Origin of the sequence: Alloalcanivorax balearicus MACL04 (genome assembly GCF_025532145.1) — a bacterium.
Taxonomy (GTDB): Bacteria; Pseudomonadota; Gammaproteobacteria; order Pseudomonadales; family Alcanivoracaceae; genus Alloalcanivorax; species Alloalcanivorax balearicus.
Genome location: NZ_ARXS01000007.1, coordinates 128,404 through 147,631 on the forward strand (window position 1 = coordinate 128,404; position 19,228 = coordinate 147,631).

The 19,228-nt window shown below is 61.8% G+C and carries 20 protein-coding genes; 14 read left to right on the plus strand and 6 right to left on the minus strand.

Features of this window, described 5'->3' with window-relative positions:
• The first annotated feature begins 56 nt into the window (after nt 1-56).
• Nucleotides 57-1,352 carry a phenylacetate--CoA ligase PaaK gene (gene paaK, locus MA04_RS08375; protein ID WP_262460101.1) on the plus strand — a complete coding sequence of 432 codons (1,296 nt, stop codon included), beginning with the start codon at nt 57-59 and terminating at the stop codon, nt 1,350-1,352.
• 48 nt (nt 1,353-1,400) lie between these two features.
• Here the strand turns inward: paaK and MA04_RS08380 are convergent, their stop codons facing one another.
• Complete coding sequence (locus MA04_RS08380; protein ID WP_262460102.1) at nt 1,401-2,285, minus strand: LysR substrate-binding domain-containing protein; 885 nt, start codon at nt 2,283-2,285, stop codon at nt 1,401-1,403.
• A 137-nt stretch (nt 2,286-2,422) separates the two neighbouring features.
• Between MA04_RS08380 and MA04_RS08385 the strand changes: the two genes are divergently transcribed.
• The 8 genes from MA04_RS08385 to MA04_RS08420 all read left to right on the plus strand — a co-directional run bounded on the left by MA04_RS08385 (nt 2,423) and on the right by MA04_RS08420 (nt 8,269).
• Nucleotides 2,423-3,118: an FMN-dependent NADH-azoreductase gene (locus MA04_RS08385; RefSeq protein WP_262460103.1), complete on the plus strand. Its 696-nt coding sequence runs from the start codon at nt 2,423-2,425 to the stop codon at nt 3,116-3,118.
• Nucleotides 3,119-3,348: 230 nt separating this feature from the next.
• Nucleotides 3,349-3,756: a GFA family protein gene (locus MA04_RS08390; RefSeq protein WP_163125425.1), complete on the plus strand. Its 408-nt coding sequence runs from the start codon at nt 3,349-3,351 to the stop codon at nt 3,754-3,756.
• Nucleotides 3,757-3,881: 125 nt separating this feature from the next.
• The gene (locus tag MA04_RS08395; RefSeq protein WP_163125423.1) at nt 3,882-4,544 is read left to right on the plus strand and encodes a riboflavin synthase; all 663 of its coding nucleotides are present in this window, start codon (nt 3,882-3,884) and stop codon (nt 4,542-4,544) included.
• A gap of 79 nt (nt 4,545-4,623) precedes the next feature.
• Nucleotides 4,624-5,736, plus strand: coding sequence for a bifunctional 3,4-dihydroxy-2-butanone-4-phosphate synthase/GTP cyclohydrolase II (ribBA, locus tag MA04_RS08400; RefSeq protein ID WP_163125421.1), 1,113 nt, complete (start codon nt 4,624-4,626; stop codon nt 5,734-5,736).
• 138 nt (nt 5,737-5,874) lie between these two features.
• Nucleotides 5,875-6,345 carry a 6,7-dimethyl-8-ribityllumazine synthase gene (ribH, locus tag MA04_RS08405; RefSeq protein WP_014993227.1) on the plus strand — a complete coding sequence of 157 codons (471 nt, stop codon included), beginning with the start codon at nt 5,875-5,877 and terminating at the stop codon, nt 6,343-6,345.
• Nucleotides 6,345-6,824 carry a transcription antitermination factor NusB gene (gene nusB, locus MA04_RS08410; protein WP_055099755.1) on the plus strand — a complete coding sequence of 160 codons (480 nt, stop codon included), beginning with the start codon at nt 6,345-6,347 and terminating at the stop codon, nt 6,822-6,824. The genes ribH and nusB overlap by 1 nt, the downstream gene beginning before the upstream one ends.
• Nucleotides 6,825-6,864: 40 nt before the next feature.
• The gene (gene thiL, locus MA04_RS08415; protein ID WP_262460104.1) at nt 6,865-7,776 is read left to right on the plus strand and encodes a thiamine-phosphate kinase; all 912 of its coding nucleotides are present in this window, start codon (nt 6,865-6,867) and stop codon (nt 7,774-7,776) included.
• 16 nt (nt 7,777-7,792) lie between these two features.
• Entirely contained in the window at nt 7,793-8,269 is a 477-nt protein-coding gene (locus tag MA04_RS08420; RefSeq protein ID WP_262460105.1) for a phosphatidylglycerophosphatase A family protein, read from the plus strand.
• Nucleotides 8,270-8,408: 139 nt separating this feature from the next.
• Here MA04_RS08420 and dxs read toward each other — a convergent pair whose 3' ends face one another.
• The 4 genes from dxs to MA04_RS08440 all read right to left on the minus strand — a co-directional run bounded on the left by dxs (nt 8,409) and on the right by MA04_RS08440 (nt 12,028).
• Nucleotides 8,409-10,331 (minus strand): 1-deoxy-D-xylulose-5-phosphate synthase, encoded by a 1,923-nt coding sequence (gene dxs, locus MA04_RS08425; RefSeq protein WP_063140328.1) that lies wholly within the window; start codon nt 10,329-10,331, stop codon nt 8,409-8,411.
• A 98-nt stretch (nt 10,332-10,429) separates the two neighbouring features.
• Nucleotides 10,430-11,332 carry a polyprenyl synthetase family protein gene (locus tag MA04_RS08430; RefSeq protein WP_063140327.1) on the minus strand — a complete coding sequence of 301 codons (903 nt, stop codon included), beginning with the start codon at nt 11,330-11,332 and terminating at the stop codon, nt 10,430-10,432.
• Nucleotides 11,322-11,558, minus strand: a complete 237-nt coding sequence (locus tag MA04_RS08435) for an exodeoxyribonuclease VII small subunit (RefSeq protein ID WP_063140326.1) — start codon at nt 11,556-11,558, stop codon at nt 11,322-11,324. The genes MA04_RS08430 and MA04_RS08435 overlap by 11 nt, the downstream gene beginning before the upstream one ends.
• Before the next feature lie 38 nt (nt 11,559-11,596).
• Nucleotides 11,597-12,028, minus strand: a complete 432-nt coding sequence (locus MA04_RS08440; RefSeq protein ID WP_163125414.1) for a GFA family protein — start codon at nt 12,026-12,028, stop codon at nt 11,597-11,599.
• A 530-nt stretch (nt 12,029-12,558) separates the two neighbouring features.
• Between MA04_RS08440 and MA04_RS08445 the strand changes: the two genes are divergently transcribed.
• Entirely contained in the window at nt 12,559-12,906 is a 348-nt protein-coding gene (locus tag MA04_RS08445) for a hypothetical protein (protein ID WP_163125412.1), read from the plus strand.
• A 6-nt stretch (nt 12,907-12,912) separates the two neighbouring features.
• Here MA04_RS08445 and MA04_RS08450 read toward each other — a convergent pair whose 3' ends face one another.
• Nucleotides 12,913-13,641, minus strand: coding sequence for a response regulator transcription factor (locus MA04_RS08450; RefSeq protein ID WP_262460106.1), 729 nt, complete (start codon nt 13,639-13,641; stop codon nt 12,913-12,915).
• A gap of 617 nt (nt 13,642-14,258) precedes the next feature.
• Between MA04_RS08450 and MA04_RS08455 the strand changes: the two genes are divergently transcribed.
• The 4 genes from MA04_RS08455 (at nt 14,259) to MA04_RS08470 (ending at nt 19,217) form a co-directional block, all read left to right on the plus strand.
• A complete protein-coding gene (locus MA04_RS08455; protein ID WP_316252590.1) occupies nt 14,259-14,813 on the plus strand; it encodes a fimbrial protein in 555 nt (184 codons plus the stop codon).
• A gap of 77 nt (nt 14,814-14,890) precedes the next feature.
• On the plus strand, nt 14,891-15,634 hold the full coding sequence (locus tag MA04_RS08460) for a fimbrial biogenesis chaperone (RefSeq protein WP_262460107.1): 744 nt from the start codon (nt 14,891-14,893) through the stop codon (nt 15,632-15,634).
• 42 nt (nt 15,635-15,676) lie between these two features.
• A complete protein-coding gene (locus tag MA04_RS08465) occupies nt 15,677-18,226 on the plus strand; it encodes a fimbria/pilus outer membrane usher protein (protein WP_262460108.1) in 2,550 nt (849 codons plus the stop codon).
• Nucleotides 18,219-19,217: a fimbrial protein gene (locus MA04_RS08470; protein ID WP_163125402.1), complete on the plus strand. Its 999-nt coding sequence runs from the start codon at nt 18,219-18,221 to the stop codon at nt 19,215-19,217. Before MA04_RS08465 ends, MA04_RS08470 begins: the two co-directional genes overlap by 8 nt.
• The last annotated feature ends 11 nt before the right edge of the window (nt 19,218-19,228 follow it).

Consider the following 19,228-nt stretch of genomic DNA (forward strand, 5'->3'; position numbering starts at 1 on the left):
ACAGAAAGCAACGCGGACAGACTCAACGACAGAATAACGAGAGGCGGAGCATGAACATGCCATTCAACCTGGAGAATCGTTTCGATCCGGTGGAGCGGGTCAGCGTGGATGAGCTCAAGCAACTGCAAGTGGAGCGTCTGCGTTGGAGCCTCACGCATGCCTACAACAATGTGGCGTTTTATCGGAAGGCGTTCGATGACGCCGGTGTTCATCCTTACGATCTGAAATCGCTGGACGACCTGCGTCATTTCCCGTTCACCACCAAATCGGATCTGCGCGACAATTATCCGTTCGGCATGCTCGCCACGCCAATGCGGGAAGTAGTGCGGGTGCACGCTTCCAGCGGCACCACCGGAAAGCCCACGGTGGTGGCCTATACTCAGAACGATATCAATAACTGGGCGGATGTGATGGCGCGTTCCATTCGTGCCGCCGGAGGCCATGCCGGCGATAAGGTGCACGTGGCCTACGGCTATGGTCTTTTCACCGGCGGTTTGGGCGCCCATTACGGTGCCGAGCGTCTTGGTTGCACGGTGATTCCCATGTCCGGCGGCCAGACCGAAAAGCAAGTGCAGCTGATCCGCGATTTCGAGCCGGACATCATCATGGTGACACCGTCCTACATGCTCAACATCGCGGACGAAATGGAACGGCAGGGCATGAATCCGTGCGAGTCCAGCCTGCGACTGGGTATCTTCGGCGCCGAGCCGTGGACCCAGACCATGCGCGAGGAGTTGGAAAGCCGCCTCGGTATCAGTGCGTTGGACATCTACGGCTTGTCCGAAGTAATGGGGCCGGGCGTGGGCATGGAATGCATCGAAACCAAGGACGGCCCGACCATCTGGGAAGACCACTTCTATCCGGAAATCATCAATCCGGAAACCGGAGAAGTGGTGCCGGACGGCGAATACGGTGAACTGGTTTTCACCTCCCTGACCAAGGAGGCGCTGCCTATCGTGCGTTACCGGACCCGCGATCTGACCCGGCTGCTGCCCGGCCAGGCCCGCCCCATGCGACGCATCGATAAAATCACCGGCCGCAGCGACGATATGCTGATTATCCGTGGCGTGAATGTTTTCCCCACCCAGGTGGAGGAGCAGATTCTCAAGATCGAGGATTTGGCTCCGCACTATGAAATTCATGTGGAAAAGGAAGGTAATCTGGACTGTGTGACGGTGCGGGTCGAGCGCAAACCGGAGTCCTCCGCCGAAGCGGCGGATGTGGCCAGGGCGCTGCAGCAGCGGGTGAAAACCCACATCGGTATCAGCACCAAGGTGGAGGTGGCCGATACCGGCTCGCTGGCGCGTTCCGAAGGCAAGGCCAAGCATGTGTTTGATCGGCGCCCGAAATAGAGCGCGGCTAATCGCGGCCCGAACCGTGACTTGTCCGCGCTCGGTGCTTCATCTAACCAGTCCCATCACCCAGTCCCGCACCGCGGCGATACCCTGCTCCCGTAGCCGTTCCTTTGGATAGACCAGGTGGAATGGCTGCGCCAGCAGTTCCGGTCCAAACGGTTGCACCAGGCGGCCGCTGCGCAGTTCATCCCGAATCAACTCCCGGCTCATCAGCGCTATACCCTGACCGTCCAGGGCGGCGCTGACGATGTGGGTGTCGTCCGAGAGTGCCAGGCCGGCATCGATATCCAACCCCGTTACCCTGGCCAGTTTTTGCCAGGCGGGCCAGCCCAGCGCCGCTCCGGAAGCGGTGGCGGGTTGGTAATGCAGCAGAGTGTGGTGATGCAGGTCGCTGTGCTGGCTGATGCCCAGCGCCGGGCTGCAGGCGGGAACGAAGACGTTATCGAACAGCTTTTCCGATTCCAGTCCGGGCCACGGGCCGTGGCCATAGCGGATTGCCATGTCGGCGGCGATGCCGTCCAGTGGCAGTACGTCATAAGTCACCTGAAGGCTCAGATTCAGGTCGGGTTGTTCTTCTCTCAGATAACAGACATTGGGCAGCAGCCAGCGCGCCGCCACCGACGGAATGGTGGACAGGGTGACGCTTTGTCGCTGAGGTGTCTGTCTCAGTCGTGACGCCACGTCATCGATGGCGTCGAAGGCGTCGGTGCATACCGCCCGCAGCGCCTGCCCCTGGGCGGTGAGAGTCAGTTGCCGTGGGCGGCGTATAAACAGGGGGACGCCCAGATGCTCTTCCAGCTGCCGCAGTTGGTGGCTGATCGCCGTGGGCGTTACCGACAGCTCCTCGGCGGCTTTTTTGGCGCTGCGCAGGCGTGCGGTCGCTTCGAAGGCGCGCAGGGCGGACAGCGGGGGCAGGCGTCGGGCACTCATGGATGTTGCCTATATGGATGAATTTTATTTTCCGGAATCGACAAAAAAACGTCGTTTGTCGCGGTTATCAGGCTCTGGCTTTATGGGGTTCATGTCAACAGCGATTGAATTAACCTCATTCATAAAGGAGCAGGACCATGACCGCTTTATTGCATCTCGATGCCAGCCCCCGTCCCGGCCGTTCAGGGACCGACGAGCACGGCTCCCATACCCGTCGACTGACCGACCATTTCGTCTCCCAATGGCGTCACCAGCGGCCCGGAGATGCGGTGATGCGCCGGGATATCGGCGCCCGACCGCCGGCGCTGACCACGGTGGAGTGGATCCAGGCCGCGTTTACCGCTCCGGACCGTCATCAGCCCTGGATGCGGGAGGTGCTGACGGAAAGCGATGCCCTGGTTCAGGAAGTACTGGATGCGGACATTCTGGTGCTGGGTGTGCCCATGTATAACTTCAGCTATCCCGCCGCCTTCAAGGCCTGGATCGACAATATTGTGCGGGTCGGGCGTACCGTGGATTTTGACCCGTCGAATCTGGAAGACCCGTTCACTCCGCTGCTTGCCGACCGGCCCCGCCATGCGGTGATTCTGTCCTCGCGGGGTGGCTTCGGCATGAATCCCGGTGGACCGCTGGCACATGTGAACCATCTGGAAGCGAGCATTCGCACCGCGCTGGAATTCATTGGCATCGAACGTTTCCACGAGATCGCCATTGAGCACCAGGAGGAGGGCGGCGAGCGCCTGGAGGCGTCCATCGCCGATGCGCTGTCCCGGGTGGATGCCCTGGTGGATGAGCTGCGGCGAATCCGGGAGCCGGTGCCGGCCTGCGCCTGACTAAGAGAGAAGGTCCCGATGTTCTTGTATCCTCTCCTTGTGTTGTGAGCGGAGCGCGGTAACACTGGCGCCGGCCTTGGAAATAGATCTCCATGGGTTGCTACGAAGCCGCTGTGGGAACTTGCCTGCAAGCGAATTCTTGGGCCGGAACCAATTCGCTTGCAGGCAAGTTCCCACAGCGGCCTTGTAGCTGGCGATTACCAGCAACGGCCACCAGATGAGGAACGGCAATGTACACGGGACAATGTTTATGCGGCGGAGTGCGGTTTCGCATTGAGGGGGAACTGGCTCCGGTGCAGGTCTGCCATTGTTCTCAATGCCGGCACGCTCAGGGCACGCCCTTCGCCACCAATATTCCGGTTTCCATCAGTGCTTTTCACCTGGACGCCGGAGAGGCGCTGTTGAAGGGCTTTGAGTCCACTCCGGGCAAGGAGCGGGTGTTCTGCGGTCACTGTGGTTCGCCGCTGTTCAGCCGGCGTGCCGATCTGCCGGATGTGGTGCGGATCCGCGCCGGTCTGATCAACGAGCCGCTGGATGTGCGCCCGGCCTGGCACTTTTTCACCGCCTCCAAGGCCAACTGGTGGGAGATCAACGATGATCTGCCCAGCTATGCCGAAGGTTATCCCGGACGGCGTTGAGCGCGCCGGATTTGGCTCCAGCCCCCTGGACGTTTATCATTTGCCGCGCCTGAGAGCCTGTTTCGGGGCTCTACGCCTTCGCGGCGGTCTGTCCCTGTCCGCCCGGATCATTCAGAGGTACCACCATGTTTACAGGCATTATCGAGGCCCAGGGCCATATCGACGCCCTGATTCCCAGCAACGGTGACGTGACCCTGCGCATCCAGAGCGCCGACCTGGATTTTGCCGATGTGCGGTTGGGCGACTCCATCGCCGTCAATGGCGTATGTCTGACCGTGACCGAGCTGGCCGGCGGCGACACCTTTTCCGCCGACGTCTCCGGTGAGACCCTGGCGCTGACCTCGCTGCGGCAGCTCAAGGCGGGCAGCCGGGTCAATCTGGAGAAGGCGATGACCCCGTCCACACGCATGGGCGGTCATCTGGTCAGCGGTCATGTGGATGGTCTCGGCAAGGTGGTGTCCCTGACCCCCGATGCCCGATCCGTGCGCATCGACATCGAAGCGCCGGTGGAATTGGCCCGTTATATCGCCAAGAAAGGCTCGATTACCGTGGATGGCATCAGCCTCACCGTCAACGAGGTGGATGGCCGGGTGTTCTCTCTCAACATCATTCCCCACACCCAGGACGTGACCACCATTCAGGACTGGAAAGCGGGCACGCCAGTGAATCTGGAAGTTGATATCATTGCCCGTTACCTGGAGCGGTTGCTGCTCGGCGAACGGGCGGCGGAGCCCGGTTCCGGCGGCATCACCATGGCGATGCTGGCGGAACATGGATTTGTGAAGTAACACTGGTTCTCCCCGTATGCACGCGCCCTCCTGGATTCGCGTGTAAGCGTGTTGCGTGTCAGCTTGAAGGCGAATTTTTATGCAGCTCAACAGCGTTGAAGAACTGATCGAGGATATCCGTCAGGGCCGAATGGTGATCCTGATGGACGATGAAGACCGGGAAAACGAAGGCGACCTGGTGATGGCGGCCGAGCACGTGACCGCCGAGGCGATCAACTTCATGGCGAAATACGGGCGCGGGCTGATTTGCATGCCCATGTCCAAGGAGCGCTGCGAGCAACTTGATCTGCCGCTCATGGTGCGCGCCAACGGCAGTGGTTTCGGCACCAAGTTCACCGTCTCCATCGAGGCCCGTGAAGGCGTTACCACCGGTATTTCCGCCGCTGACCGGGCGCGCACCGTGCAGGCCGCCGCCGCCCGCGATGCCAAGGCGTCCGATATCGTCCAGCCCGGGCATATCTTCCCGCTGATGGCCGAGCCCGGCGGCGTGTTGCGCCGTGCCGGTCACACCGAGGCCTCCTGTGATCTGGCGATGATGGCGGGGTGCGAGCCGGCGGGGGTGATCTGCGAAGTGATGAACGAAGACGGCTCCATGGCCCGGCGGCCGGATCTGGAGGCGTTCGCCCAGGAGCATGGCCTCAAGATCGGCACCATTGCTGACCTGATCCAGTACCGCGCCCTCAATGAACAGACCGTGGAACAGGTCAGTGAGCACCCGCTGGCGACCTGGTACGGCGACTTCCGCCTGGTGGCGTTCCGCGACACGGTGGACGGGCACGTACACGTGGCGCTGGTGAAAGGCGAGATCACCGAGGACCGGGAAGTGACGGTCAGGGTGCATCAGGTGGACCCGCTGCGGGATCTGATGAGCGCCAAGATCGACGGCCGTACCGGCTGGAACATGCACCGGGTGCTGGATGCCGTGTCCCGGGCGGAGTGCGGGGTGGTGATCCTTCTTGGTCAGGACGACGAGTCGGCGGCGCCGACCCTGAATCGGATCGAGGCGTTTTTCGACGGCACCGCCACGCAGCCGAAGGGGCAGTCCCGGGCCTACCGCAACATCGGCACCGGCTCGCAGATTCTCACCGCGCTGGGGGTGCGTAAAATGCGCCTGCTCAGTTCGCCAATGAAGTTCAACGCGCTGTCCGGCTTCGGCCTGGAGATCGTGGAATACGTGGACGCGGAACAGTAGACGCTGGACGCGAGGCGCCGGACGCGAGACGCTGAACCGCAAAAGCGTCAGGCGTCGGGCGTCCAGCGTCTGGCCATCAGTAGACACCACCGTAAGCACCGGCGTTACCTGGTGCGGTGGGATTAGCAGGATGGAATCATGCAAGACATCAAAACCTTTGAAGGCACTTTGAGCAATGTGGGCGGCCGTTATGCCCTGGTGGTGGCGCGTTTCAACAGCTTCGTGGTGGAAGCGCTGCTGGCCGGCGCCGTGGACACTTTGGTGCGGCATGGCGTGGAACGCGCCGATATTGAAATCATTCGCGTGCCGGGGGCCTGGGAGTTGCCGGTGGCGGTGAAGAAAGTGCTGGAGAAGCGGGATTACGATGCCGTCATCGCCCTCGGCGCGGTGATTCGCGGTGGTACCGCGCATTTCGAGTACGTCGCTGGTGAAGCCGCCAAAGGCATCGCCGCGGTACAAAACAGCACCGGTGTGCCGGTGGCGTTCGGCGTCCTTACCGTGGACAGCATCGAACAGGCCATCGAGCGCAGTGGTACCAAGGCGGGCAACAAAGGCGCGGAAGCTGCCCTGTCCGCCCTGGAAATGGTTTCTCTGTTCAAGGCCCTTTAATGACCACTCCCGCTTCGTCCTCCACCCCCGCTGCCCGCCGCAAAGCCCGGCGTTACGCCTTGCAGGCGTTGTATCAATGGCAACTGGCGGGGACCACGCTGAGCGATATCGAGGCTCAGTTTCTGGCCCAGAACGACATGAGCAAGGTCGATCGAAGCTATTTTCATGATCTGCTCCACGGCGTGCCTGCCCGGGTCTCTGATCTGGACGAATCGCTGAGGCCCTTTCTGGACCGTCGGGTGGAAGAGTTGTCCCAGGTGGAGAAGGTGATCCTGCGGATTGGCGCCTTCGAACTGCGGGAACGCCTGGACGTGCCTTATCGGGTGGTGATCAACGAAGGTATCGAGCTGGCCAAGGTGTTCGGTGCCGATGATTCCTTCAAGTACGTCAATGGGGTTCTGGACAAGCTGGCCCGCCGGGCGCGCGCGGCGGAAACCCGGCCCGGCGGTGCCGCGCCTGACGATCAGCCGCCCTCCTGACGCTGCTTTCCTGATCTTTCGTTCATGAACAGGAGTCGGCATGGACGAGTTCGCTCTCATCCGCCGCTACTTTCATCATCGCCAGGGCGAGGACGTGGTCCTCGGCCCCGGCGATGACGCCGCCCTGCTGTCGCCCCCGACTGGTGAGCAACTGGTGATGACGCTGGACACCAGTGTCGCCGGCCGTCATTTTCCCGAGGATATGCCCGCCGCCGATATCGGCTACCGCTGCCTGGCGGTGAACCTGTCGGATCTCGCCGCCATGGGGGCCACGCCCCGCTGGTTTCTGTTGTCCCTGACCTTGCCGGAAGCCGATCCGGACTGGTTACGCGATTTCAGCGCCGGCTTGTTCGAGCTGGCCGATCAGGTCGGCATCTCTCTGGTGGGAGGTGACGTGACCCGGGGGCCCTTGAACATTGCCATTCAAGCCACCGGCTCGGTATTGCCGGGGCGCGCGTTGCGCCGCGATGGCGCGCGGCCGGGCCAAACCCTGGCGGTGACCGGCGTGCCCGGGCTGGGCGGGCTGGGGCTGCGTCACTGGCAGGCCGGTATTCGTGATTCGCAAAGTGCGCGGCATTTTGCCCGCCCGCGCCCCGCGCTGGAGTGGGGCGCGGCCCTGATGGGGCGTGCCGGCGCCGCTCTCGATCTGTCCGACGGTCTGTTGCAGGATCTGGGGCATATTCTGAGCGCCAGCGGTGATCTGGGGGCGGAGCTGGTGCTGGCGGACCTGCCGGTAAACGACGAACTGGCAGCGCTGGAGGCGGAAGACCGCTGGGCGCTGCAGCTGTCCGGCGGCGATGATTATGGGCTGTTGTTTACCTGGCCGGCCGGTGTCGCGGTCCCGGCAGGGGCCCGGGCTATCGGCCGGATCACCGATGTCCCGGGGGTGCGATTGCATTATCCCGATGGGCGAGTGAGCGATGCGGAACCCGGCGGCTGGCGTCATTTTTAGCGGTATGGATATCTAGATGGATATCACCAATCCGGTCCATTGGTTTGCTTTCGGTTTCGGCTCGGGGCTGTCGCCAGTGGCCCCGGGCACCGTCGGCAGCGCATTGGCGTTGCTATTGTGGTGGTGGCTGGCGCGTTTGCCGATGCCCTGGTACTTGCTGTTGGTATTGGCGTTGAGCCTGGCCGGAGTGTGGATCTGCGGCAGTACCAGCGGTCAGTTGGGGCTGCATGATCCGTCGGCCGTGGTCTGGGACGAATGGGCCGGCCTGTGGCTGGCGCTGGCCGGTCTGCCCCGGCGCTGGTGGTGGGGGACCGCCGGGTTTGTAGTGTTCCGTCTCTTCGATGTGATCAAGGCCGGGCCGGTGGGCTGGGCGGATCACGCTTTGCCCGGCGGTTGGGGTATTGTCGCGGATGATCTGTTCGCCGGGGTGATGGCGCTGGCGGTGCTGTGGTTGTTTCGCGCCGTATGGCAGCGGTGTTCCCCTTTGCGGTGACCGTTTGTGGGGCAAACTGTGGGAGCCAGCCTGCTGGCGAATACGGTCGCTGGCATTGGGATGCTCGCTTGCAGGCAAGCTCCTGCAGCGGCTCCGTGGCCCCTTCTGTGGGAAGCTGCCTTGGCAGCGAATGCCGCGCTTACGCCCGATTGGGCAGGGCCGCGTCCAGCCGTTGCAAGCGGTCCCGAATCCGGCGCTCGACCCCGGCGGCATCCAGGCCATGGTCGGCCAGCAACGCTTCCCGCTTGCCGTGGTGGACGAATTCATCCGGTAACGCCAGATTCAGCACCGGCATCACCACGCCTTCGTCCATCAGCAGCTCGTTAACCGCCGAACCGGCGCCGCCCATGCGTTGATGATCTTCCAAGGTGACCAGCAACGTATGGCTGGCGGCGGCCTCAAGGATCGCGTCGCGGTCCAGTGGCTTGACCCAGCGCATATCAAGAACGGTGGCGTCCAGGGCCTCGCCGGCCTCCCGGGCGGCTTCGCCCAAAGCGCCGAAGGACAGAATCGCCACCGGTCCCTTGCCTTCCCGCAGCACCCGGCTCTTGCCCAGCGGCAGCGGTGTCATGGTGTCTTCAATGACGGCGCCGGGGCCGGTGCCGCGTGGATAGCGGACCGCCGCCGGCCCCTGGTGCAGCCAGGCGGTGTAGAGCAGTTGCCGGCATTCATTTTCATCGCTGGGCGCGGCGATCACCATATTGGGCACGGTGCGCAGGTAGGCCAGATCGAAAACGCCGCCATGGGTGGCGCCGTCCTCACCGACGATGCCGGCGCGATCCAGGCCGAAGGTCACATCCAGCTCTTGCAGGGCGACATCGTGGATCAACTGGTCGTAGCCCCGTTGCAGGAAGGTGGAATAGATCGCCACCACCGGCTTCTGACCTTCGCAGGCGAGACCGGCGCCCAACGTCACCGCGTGTTGTTCGCAGATCGCCACGTCGTGATAGCGGTCCGGGAAACGGTCACGGAACGCCACCATGCCCGAGCCTTCACACATGGCCGGGGTAATCCCCACCACGCGCGGATCGCGCTCGGCCATGTCGCACAGCCACTGGCCAAACACGTCCTGATACTTCGGGCCCTTGGCCTTGGCCGGTTTGGCTACTTCCACCTTGGCTTTGGGTTCGATCTTGTTGAGCGCGTGGTAGCCCACCGGGTCCGCCTCGGCGGGAGCGAAGCCCTTGCCCTTGGTGGTGTACACGTGCAGAAGCTGCGGCCCTTCCAGGTCGCGCATGTTCTCCAGGGTGGCGGTGAGCTCGTCCAGGTCGTGGCCGTCGATGGGACCGATGTAATTGAAACCGATGGCCTCGAACAGCATGTCCGGGCTCACCATGTTCTTCATGCTCTCCTCGGTGCGACGCACGAAATCCCAGGCCGCCGGCATTGCCGACAGCACCTTCTTGCCGCCTTCGCGCAGCGCGATATAGGTCTTGGAGGCCCAGATGCGTGCGAAATAGTTGGCCAGACCGCCCACGTTGTGGCCGATGGACATGGTGTTGTCGTTGAGGATGACCAGCAGGTTGGCGCGGGTGTGCGCGGCGTGGCTGAGGGCCTCGAACGCTTGACCGGCGGTCATGGCGCCATCGCCGATCACCGCCACGGTACGCCGGTCCTTGTCCCCCTGACGGGCGCCCAGAGCCATGCCCAGCGCCGCGCTGACCGAGGTGGACGAGTGCCCCACGCCGAAGGTGTCGTAGGGGGACTCGCTACGCTTGGGAAAGCCGGACAGTCCATGTTGTTGGCGAATGGAGGTCAGTGCCTCCCGCCGGCCGGTGAGGATCTTGTGCGGATAACACTGATGGCCGACGTCCCAGACCAGACGATCATGGGGCGTATCGAACAGATAGTGCAGTGCCACGGTCAGCTCCACCACGCCGAGGCCGGCGCCGAAGTGGCCACCGCTGCGGCCCACCGCGAACAACAGGTAGGCACGCAATTCATCCACCAGTTGCTCGAGCCGGTGTGGTGCCAGCCGGCGCAAATCCGCCGGTGCGTTGATGCTGTCCAGCAGCGGCGTGGCCGGGCGGGTGAGCGGGATGTCGGTAAAGGTCTTTGGCATAACTGCCTCTGAACGGAGCTGCGATGTTCCGCCGCCAGTGGCCGGTCAAGGCCGCGGGTGCGGAAAAACGTCATTATAGCGGGGTTGAGGCGACCCCGTCAGTGACCGCGGCGGATGATGTAGTCGGCCAGATCGAGTAACGGACGGGCCGCTTCACCATGACCCTGCAAGTGCCCGCGGGCCTGCTGGCAAAGGGTTTGGGCCCGTTCGCGGCTGGCCTCCAGACCGATCAGGGCGGGGAAGGTGCTTTTACCCTGTTTTTCATCCGAGCCACTGGGTTTGCCCAACTGCGCGGTATCCACGGTGACATCAAGGATGTCGTCCTGAATCTGAAACGCCAGGCCGATGGCGTCGCCGAAGGCCAGCAGAGCCTGCTCCAGGGCCGGGTCCGGGCGGTTCGCCGCCAGATATCCCAGGTGCAGGCTGGCGGTGATCAAACGGCCGGTTTTCAGATAGTGCATGCGTTCCAGGGCGCTGACCTGCTGCAAGCGGCCCTCGGCCTCCATGTCCTGCATCTGGCCCGCTGCCATGCCGGCGGCTCCGGCGGCCCCGGCCAGGGTGCGTACCATGCCGACCCGGGTGGCGGCGGGGTAATCGCCGGCGTCGCCAAGCAGCTCGAATGCTAGCGTGAGCAGGGTGTCGCCAGCGAGAATCGCGGTGGCCTCGTCGAAGGCTCGATGGCAGGTAGGTTGGCCACGGCGCAGGTCGTCGTCGTCCATGGCTGGCAGATCATCGTGTACCAGCGAATAAGCGTGGATCAGTTCCACCGCGGTGGCGGGGGCATCGGCCTGTTCCGGTGTACCTCCGCTCAACTGGCAGGCGGCATAGACCAGCAGTGGACGGATCCGCTTGCCGCCGGCCAGGGCTGCGTAGCGCATGGCCTCGGCGAGGCGCGGCGCATCGCTGGTGGCGGGTTCCGGCAAATAGCGGCGCAGCGCCTGTTCCAGGCGGGTACGGGCGTCGTCGGCGAAAGACCCCAGGCCCAGATTGTCACTGGCCATCGGGGGCCTCGAAGGGGGCCGGTTCGGCGTCCGGGTCCTGTTCCAGGAGGATCTGTACTTTCTGTTCGGCCCGGGACAGCGCCTGTTGGCACTGGCGGGTGAGTTTTACCCCTTCCTCGAAAGCGCCCAGCGACTCTTCCAGAGTCATCTCGCCGGATTCCATGCGTTCCACCAGGGCTTCCAGATTATCCAGGGATTCTTCCAATTGCGGGACTTGCTTGGCCATCGTTTTCCTCCGTGGGCGGCGCAACGTTAACGGAGGTGTCAGGCCGGGTCAATTGGTGGTGGTGAGCCCGGTGCCGCGGAGAATCGGGGGGCTTGCAGGGTGCCGTCATACCAGGGGGCGCGGCTGTCGAAATGAATGTGGTCGTCTGGCCGCCGGTCCGGAGCCTGATCCAGGCTGCCGGCGGGGACGATGAAGCCGTTGCCGTCCCGGCTTTGATGCGGCACCGGCGTGCCGCAGTGGCGGCAGAATGCGCGCGCGAAGCGCTGCGCCTCCGGCAAGTCAAAACGTTGTATCCGCTCTTCGCCGGCCAGCCATTCGATCTGGTCATTGCCGATAAAGAGGTTGGAGGCGTGAGCACTTCCGGTGGCGTGCCGGCAGCGGCTGCAATGACAAAGATGAAACTGCTTGAACGGGCCGGAGATCCGGAAGTGGACCTGCCCGCAAAGACAGCGGCCCTGGTAGGTTGTCATGATGTTCCCCGGTGGTGGTTGATAAGCGAATTAGGGCGTATGGAACGCTTTCACGAGATCCCGTGGCAATCACTATCCCGCGCTTTCAGGTCATCCTCAAGAGGCCGCTCGGGCTTTGGTGGGAGAAGTGCTTTTTCCTTTAAATTCAAAGCAGTTGGCGACGCGCTGAAAAGCCCTGATCGGGGCCGGGAATGAGCAGGCGTCATTGATTCCAAATAGGTCTAACAGGGGGCTTCCGAGGCTCCGATGGGGCGCCTATAGTGAAATGCCCGCTGGCCGCCGCAAGCCGCTTCTTCCTCTGATCTCCTTTCCCTATGGCGTCTCGCTTGCGGTACCGGCGGGGGCTCTTTCTCCCCGCTCGTCTCACCTCAATTCCCTCTTCTCTGGACCGCAGAGGCCGGTTCATTCGGGTCATTCCAGGCTTTTTTTCTGTCCCCTTATTTCGGGCGGTTTATTTCCCTCCGCCGTTCCCTTTGGATAGGAAAGTCGGCCCGGCCGACAGCAAACAATAATAAGAGAGGGGCAGAGCGATGGTGGGCGCCAATTCCACCTACGAGATCCATGTGTTCATTGGTTGTGCTCTCGCTGTTGGTGAGGAGACGCAAGAGAACTGGGTGGGGGCCTGGCAGCCGCTGATGGTGTTCTCCCGCCAATACCGCCTCTGTGGGTACCACGATTATTCGCGCATGGAACGGGTGGCCAGGGAACATGGGTGGGTCGAGGTTCTCGTCGCCCGGGATGGGGTTCTCATCGAAGGGCAGTTGCACCAGGCCCGGCCGGCGGTGCGTGACGCGTTCGAGCGGGCGCTGACGACGGGCGGGGCGGTGCTGGTGTACACGGAGTGGGAAGGCAGCGGCTTGCCACTGTCCCAGGGCTGACAGGCGCTAAGCGGCGGAGGGGTCGGCTTCCTGCAGGCGATAACCATAGCCGTAGACAGCATTGAGCTGCCAGCCGTGTTCCGGGGTCAGCCCCAGCTTGCGGCGGACACGATAGATATGTACATCCAGTGTGCGTGACGAGAACTGCTCGTCTTTACCCCAGACATACTCGTACAGATACGCTCGGGCCAATGGGCGGCCAAGATTGCTGAATAGCAGGAAGGCCAGCCGGTATTCCTGGTGTGTCAGCTTGACCGGCTGACCCTCTCGGTGAAGGGTCTGACGATTCACATCGAACACGATGTTGCCGTGGCTGGGGTCTTCTTCTCGTCCTTTCTCCACACTCAAGGGGCCATTGCGGCGGCGTAGCACGGCGATAGCCCGTGCTTTCAGCTCCCGCGCCCGGAACGGCTTGTTGATGAAATCCTCGGCGCCACCTGTCAGGGCCTCGACCACGTCCTGTTCGCTGTTGCGCACGGTGAGCATGATCACCGGAGGGGGTGATTCCAGGTACGAAGTGAACCAGGTCAGAACTTCCAGTCCACTGCCGTCCGGTAACTCCCAGTCGAGAATGGCCAGGTCGAAGGTGTGGCGTTTTGTCGCCTGGATCAATTCCTTGCAACTGGAAAAGGTGGAAATCTTCAGTGTGATTTTATGGCGCCCCCATGGACCAGTCAGGGCCTGACTGACTTGGGCCAGTACAGCAGGCTCGTCATCCAGTATGGCGATATGCATGGTCCCTGTTCCCTCTCAAGTGACACGGTGCATTGTTATATGGAGTCATGTTTCCCTGGCGCCGACGAAATTTTCGGGCACGCCTGTACGAATTGTTATCCGACCCGGGCCGCAGCGGGGGATCAAAGCGTTATTTTTATTAATGTTTTGCATCCACGCCCTCTGGCGCACTTTGCAACAGGGCGGGATCAGGCGTGTCCGGGGCGGCTTCGCCCGGGCGGAATGTTAGGACGGTGAATCGATAAAGTCATCCACGATAAGGCAAAAATTGTTAATGCATTTTATGCTTATTTAAATAAATGGAAAGAAAGAGTCTGATGTTAAAGCATTAAATTGTTTTTCAATTGTAAGTATTTAATCGTATATTCCGTGATAAATATAAAACAACTGTCAACAGAATATGAACAATGGTTTCGGACTGTTGTTTGTTTGTTGCTCCCAACCCATTCTCCCGCCCCGCAGTCTACCGACCACGTCACATAATCGCATTTCTTGATGGCGCTTGGTACTGAACCCGCCGGGCAAAGTCCCAGGGTGGTAGGCCGCAAGGCCGCGGAACGGCTCCCGAACAGGCGTGCCGGTCCCAAAATACGTTATCAGGATGGGATGCATCTGTTATGAAAATGAATAAAACCGCTATTGCTCTGGCAGTTTTCGGCTTGGCCGGCGCTGGTTCCGCTCTCGCCGCGGACGGCACCATTACTTTCAACGGTAAAATCACCGACCAAACCTGTGAAATCACCACCCCGGGTGGCACCGACTTCACCGTGACCCTGCCGACCGTGTCGGCTCAGACGCTGGCCGCTGCCGGTGAAGTTGCTGGTCGTACGCCTTTCGCCATCAACCTGTCCAACTGCTCCGCTGGGCAAGTGGCGACCTACTTCGAACCGGGTCCCACCGTGGACTTCAACACCGGTCGTCTGAATAACCAGATCGACGCCGCCAGCAATGGTGCCACCAACGTTCAAATCCAGCTGCTGGGTGAGAACAACCTCGTCCTGCCGGTGCTGGCCGCTGGTGCCAACGGTGCGCAAACCAACTCCCAATGGGTAACGGTTGCCAACGAAGGTGACGGCGCTGACCTGAACTACTACGCCGAGTACTACGCCACCGCCGCCACCGGCGCCGGCGACGTCTCCACCAGCGTTCAGTACACCATTATCTATCAGTAATCCCCATGGTTTCCGCGGGCCGGCTTGCCGGCCCCGGATACCTTCTTGTCTGTTCTTCCAGGTTTCGGGTGGTGGCTATGAAGCGCTTTTCCCTTTGTTTGTTGTCATTCGCCTTGCTGGTCACGGGCGTTGCCTCACAGGCCGCCGTGGTGATCGGCGGTACCCGGGTGATTTATCCCGGTGGCGATCGTGAAGTCTCGGTGCAACTGACCAACGACGGCGAAAACCCGGCCCTGGTGCAAGTATGGATCGACGCCGGCGACGCCGACGCCGCTCCGGAACAAAGCGATGTGCCTTTCATCGTACTGCCGCCGATTTCCCGCGTGGAAGCCGGCAGCGGTCAGGTTCTTCGAATTTCCTTTACCGGTGGCAAGACGCCGCAGGAAGACCGTGAGTCCGTGTATTGGCTGAATGTGCTCGACATTCCGCCGGCGCCGAAGGCCGAAGAGGGGATCCCCCAGAATTTCCTGCAGTTGGCGGTTCGCTCGCGCATCAAGTTGTTTTACCGGCCCAAGGGGTTGAGCGGTAAAGCCAACGACGCTCCGGAAAAACTGCAGTGGTACCTGTCCCGTTCCGGCGGGCAAGCGGTACTCAAAGCAAAAAACCCCACGCCTTACCACATCACCGTCAGCCGTCTGGAAATTCTCCGTGGAGAAAGCGCGCTGATACCGGTGCCCGTGGACGAGGGCATGATCGCCCCCGGTAGCAGCCTGGAATTCCCCTTGCCCGCTAATGCGCCGGCCGCGATTGGCCAGGTGCGCATGACCACCATCAATGACTTCGGTGGTCGGGTGGCCCGGGATGTGCCGGTGGGCCGTTGATAGAAAAACGCCTGAACAAAAAAAATGGACGCGGGGTGTCTCATGAATCAAAAGTGCGTTGTGTCGCGCCGGATTACCGGTCGGAGTGCCGCTGCCCAACTGCTTGGTGGCCTGGCTCTGCTGACTTGGACGCCGGCCGTGCTGGCTCAAACCGAGACTCAGGTGGCGGCGGCCTCCTTCAATAGTGATTTCCTTCGCGGTGCCGCCAAGGATATGGATGTTTCCCGTTACGCCCAGGGTAACCCGACACTGGCGGGCGACTACTATCTGGATGTCTACGTCAACGGCTCCTGGAAAGGCCGTAATGAGTTGGCCTTTCGCGCCGCCCCCGGCGAAATCAACGCGCACACCTGTTTTACCCTGAGCATGCTGTCCGGCTATGGCGTGGACGTCAGCACCATTGAGGGAGTCGGTGACGCGCTGAGCGATGAGTGCCGCTCCCTGGAAGGCTGGTTGCCGGGCGCCCAGGCCCGTTTCGACAGCAGCAACATGCGTCTGGATATCAGTATCCCGCAAGCCAATATGCGCCGCAGCGCACGTGGCTATGTGGATCCGGCGTTCTGGGATCCGGGTATCAATGCCGGCTTCCTGAGTTACAACTTCAACGCGCTGCGTACCGAAACCCATTACGGCGGTAATGACAGCACCTACGACAATGCCTACTTGATGCTCAACAGCGGCATCAACATCGGTGCCTGGCAATTGCGGCATGATTCCAATGTGTCACGCCGTGATGGGCAGGGCACTGACTGGCAGAACACCGCCACCTATCTGCGCAGGCCGATTCCGTCGATCCGCGGCATGGTCACAGTGGGCGACGCCTACACTGAAGGTAACCTGTTCGATTCGATGGGATTCCGCGGTGCCCGTCTGGCGTCCGATGATCGCATGCTGCCGGATTCGCTGCGCGGCTATGCGCCCACCGTTCGTGGCGTGGCGGAAAGCAACGCGATCGTGGAAGTACGCCAGAACGGTCAGGTGATTTACCAGGCCACGGTGCCGCCGGGGCCGTTTGTTATCGATGATCTCTACCCCACCGGTTATGGCGGCGACCTGGAGGTCACCGTTACCGAAGCGGATGGTCGTATCCGCCGCTTCAGCCTGCCCTTTGCCTCCGTGCCGCAGATGTTGCGTCCGGGCATCTCCCGTTACAGCGCCACCGCCGGCAAGGTACGCGAAACCAGCCTGGACGATGATCCCTGGCTGATGCAGGCCACCTATCAAAAGGGCCTGACCAACCGGCTGACCGGTTATACCGGCGCCACGTTCAGTGATGACTATCAGGCCTGGCTGGCCGGTGTCGCGGTGGGGACGCCCGTTGGTGCCTTCTCCGCCGACGTCACCCACGCCCGTACCGGGTTCGATCGCTATGGCGATCGCAATGGTCAGAGCTACAAGCTGGGCTACAGCAAATTCATGCCCGATACCGGTACCAATGTGACGGTGGCGGCCTACCGCTATTCCACCTCCGGTTACCTGGGGTTGCGTGACGCCATCATCGCCCACGATTACGAAGATCGTCAGTTGGGCTTCGATGCGGTGCGTCGTCAGCGCAGTGAATTCCAGCTCACCGTGAATCAGACCCTGGGGGCTGGTTGGGGGGCGATGTACTTCACCGGCTCCGTTCGCGATTACTGGAAAAGCGAAGGGGAAACCACGCAATACCAAGTGGGGTACAACAACAACTACGGGCCCTTCCACTACGGTTTCTCGGCGCTGAAGACCGAGGACGAATTTGGCTACGACGACACCCAGTACAACTTCAACTTCTCGGTGCCGCTGGACAACGTGGCCGGCAACGCCAGCCTGATCGGCTCCGGAACCATGCGTGACAGCGCCTACGAGAGCAGCCGTCTGGGTGTCTCCGGCAGTACCGGCGTGGACGGCAACATGACTTATAACGTGGCGGTCAGCCACCAGGATCAAAGCGGCGCCACCGGTGAACTCAGCGGTGAATACCGGGCGCCCTATGCCACGCTGCGGGCCTCTTACAGCCATAACGACAACTTTACGCAGATGGGGGCCGGTGTCAGCGGCAGCATGGTGGCGCACAGCGGCGGCGTGACGCTGACGCCTCAGCGCGGTGAAACCATGGTGTTGGTGGAAGCGCCGGCGGCCGCTGGGGCTCGCGTGACCAACATGTCCGGTGTGCGCATCGATAAACGCGGCTACGCGGTGGTGCCGTACGTTTCGCCTTACCGCTTGAACTCGGTGACGCTGGATCCCAACGACATGTCCACCGAAGTGGAACTGAAGACCAGCAGCCAGCAAGTGGCGCCCTACGCCGGGGCCGTGGCCAAGCTCACCTTCGATACCGTCAGCGGTCAGGCGCTGCTGATCAAGGCTAAAGGACCGGATGGTGAACCGGTTCCATTCGGCGCCGAAGTGTACGACGAGGCCGGTCAGCCGGTGGGGCTGGTGGGCCAGAGCGGCCGGGTCTATCTGCGTACGGAAAAAGAGAGCGGCCGTCTGAGCGTCAAGTGGGGCGAGGAAGCGAACCAGAGCTGTGACATCGACTATCGCGTGCCGGAGTCCGATCAGGACGCAAGCGCGGCCCGCGCCTACCATCATCTGGAGGCCCGTTGTGAATAAAGTGTCCATACCTAATTGGTTCGTTGCTTCGATTGTGGTCCTGGTATTGTCGATGGTGTCCATTTCGGCCAGAGCGGCCTGTTATGTCGAAACCAGTGTCCAGAATATCAATATGCGAATGGGGCAGGTGACGATTACACCGAATGTGCCGGTCGGTACGGTTCTGGCGATGCAAGAGTTCCCCATTGGCGCCAGAGAAGATGCGGTGCGCTGTTATGGGGGGGGCGGATATATGCGTGGGCGGACCTTGATTGGTAATCCCAGCAGCTATGATCCGAATATCTATACGACCCAGGTGGATGGTATCGGGATTCGTCTTTCACGGCGCATCGCAGGCCTTAGCCAGACCGTGGTATATCCGCATGATTTGCGTCTTAACAGCTCAAGGGGCAGGTTGTCCGAAGGGTATTTTCGCGTAGAAATTATCAAGATCGCTAATCAAACCGGGTCAGGCACGCTGGCTCCCGGCCAGTACACAACTTACTACGCGGATGGGTCTGGCTCAGGGACTCCGATCCTCACCTCGTACCTGGACGCCAGCGCGATCACCATCGTCTCTTCCGCCTGCGAGGTGGATATGGGGTCCCGCAATATCGCCGTGGACTTCGGCACGGTGTCCCGTTCCGTTTTTTCCGGCGTTGGCAGTACCAATACGGAGAAGGAGTTCCAGGTGGGATTGTCCTGTGTCGGCCCCAGCAATGGCCAGGACACGGTGAAGCTGTCTTTCGGGTACACCCCGGATCCCAGTGGCGCCGCCGGAGTAATCAAGATCGATGGTGGCACCGAAGCCGCCAGTGGCGTGGGCATCCAGCTGCTGGACAACCGTACTTCCTCGCCCATCGCCAACGGCGAGCGTGTCGAACTGGGTACGGTGACGCCTGGGGACCATCAATTCCAACTGCCGCTGAAGGCCCGTTATTACCAGACCGCTCCCATCGTCAACGGCGGTGAAACCCGGGCGATCGCTACATTCACCATCGAATACAACTGACTCCAACGCCA

Coding starts and splice junctions, on each gene's coding strand:
- MA04_RS08395 (WP_163125423.1), top strand. CDS start 3,882: ATGTTTACAGGCATTATCGAGGCCCAGGGCCATATCGACGCCCTGATT.
- MA04_RS08380 (WP_262460102.1), bottom strand. CDS start 2,285: ATGAGTGCCCGACGCCTGCCCCCGCTGTCCGCCCTGCGCGCCTTCGAA.
- MA04_RS08450 (WP_262460106.1), bottom strand. CDS start 13,641: ATGCATATCGCCATACTGGATGACGAGCCTGCTGTACTGGCCCAAGTC.
- ribBA (WP_163125421.1), top strand. CDS start 4,624: ATGCAGCTCAACAGCGTTGAAGAACTGATCGAGGATATCCGTCAGGGC.
- MA04_RS08390 (WP_163125425.1), top strand. CDS start 3,349: ATGTACACGGGACAATGTTTATGCGGCGGAGTGCGGTTTCGCATTGAG.
- MA04_RS08385 (WP_262460103.1), top strand. CDS start 2,423: ATGACCGCTTTATTGCATCTCGATGCCAGCCCCCGTCCCGGCCGTTCA.
- ribH (WP_014993227.1), top strand. CDS start 5,875: ATGCAAGACATCAAAACCTTTGAAGGCACTTTGAGCAATGTGGGCGGC.
- nusB (WP_055099755.1), top strand. CDS start 6,345: ATGACCACTCCCGCTTCGTCCTCCACCCCCGCTGCCCGCCGCAAAGCC.
- MA04_RS08420 (WP_262460105.1), top strand. CDS start 7,793: ATGGATATCACCAATCCGGTCCATTGGTTTGCTTTCGGTTTCGGCTCG.
- MA04_RS08435 (WP_063140326.1), bottom strand. CDS start 11,558: ATGGCCAAGCAAGTCCCGCAATTGGAAGAATCCCTGGATAATCTGGAA.
- thiL (WP_262460104.1), top strand. CDS start 6,865: ATGGACGAGTTCGCTCTCATCCGCCGCTACTTTCATCATCGCCAGGGC.
- MA04_RS08455 (WP_316252590.1), top strand. CDS start 14,259: ATGAAAATGAATAAAACCGCTATTGCTCTGGCAGTTTTCGGCTTGGCC.
- MA04_RS08440 (WP_163125414.1), bottom strand. CDS start 12,028: ATGACAACCTACCAGGGCCGCTGTCTTTGCGGGCAGGTCCACTTCCGG.
- paaK (WP_262460101.1), top strand. CDS start 57: ATGCCATTCAACCTGGAGAATCGTTTCGATCCGGTGGAGCGGGTCAGC.
- MA04_RS08430 (WP_063140327.1), bottom strand. CDS start 11,332: ATGGCCAGTGACAATCTGGGCCTGGGGTCTTTCGCCGACGACGCCCGT.
- MA04_RS08460 (WP_262460107.1), top strand. CDS start 14,891: ATGAAGCGCTTTTCCCTTTGTTTGTTGTCATTCGCCTTGCTGGTCACG.
- MA04_RS08465 (WP_262460108.1), top strand. CDS start 15,677: ATGAATCAAAAGTGCGTTGTGTCGCGCCGGATTACCGGTCGGAGTGCC.
- dxs (WP_063140328.1), bottom strand. CDS start 10,331: ATGCCAAAGACCTTTACCGACATCCCGCTCACCCGCCCGGCCACGCCG.
- MA04_RS08445 (WP_163125412.1), top strand. CDS start 12,559: ATGGTGGGCGCCAATTCCACCTACGAGATCCATGTGTTCATTGGTTGT.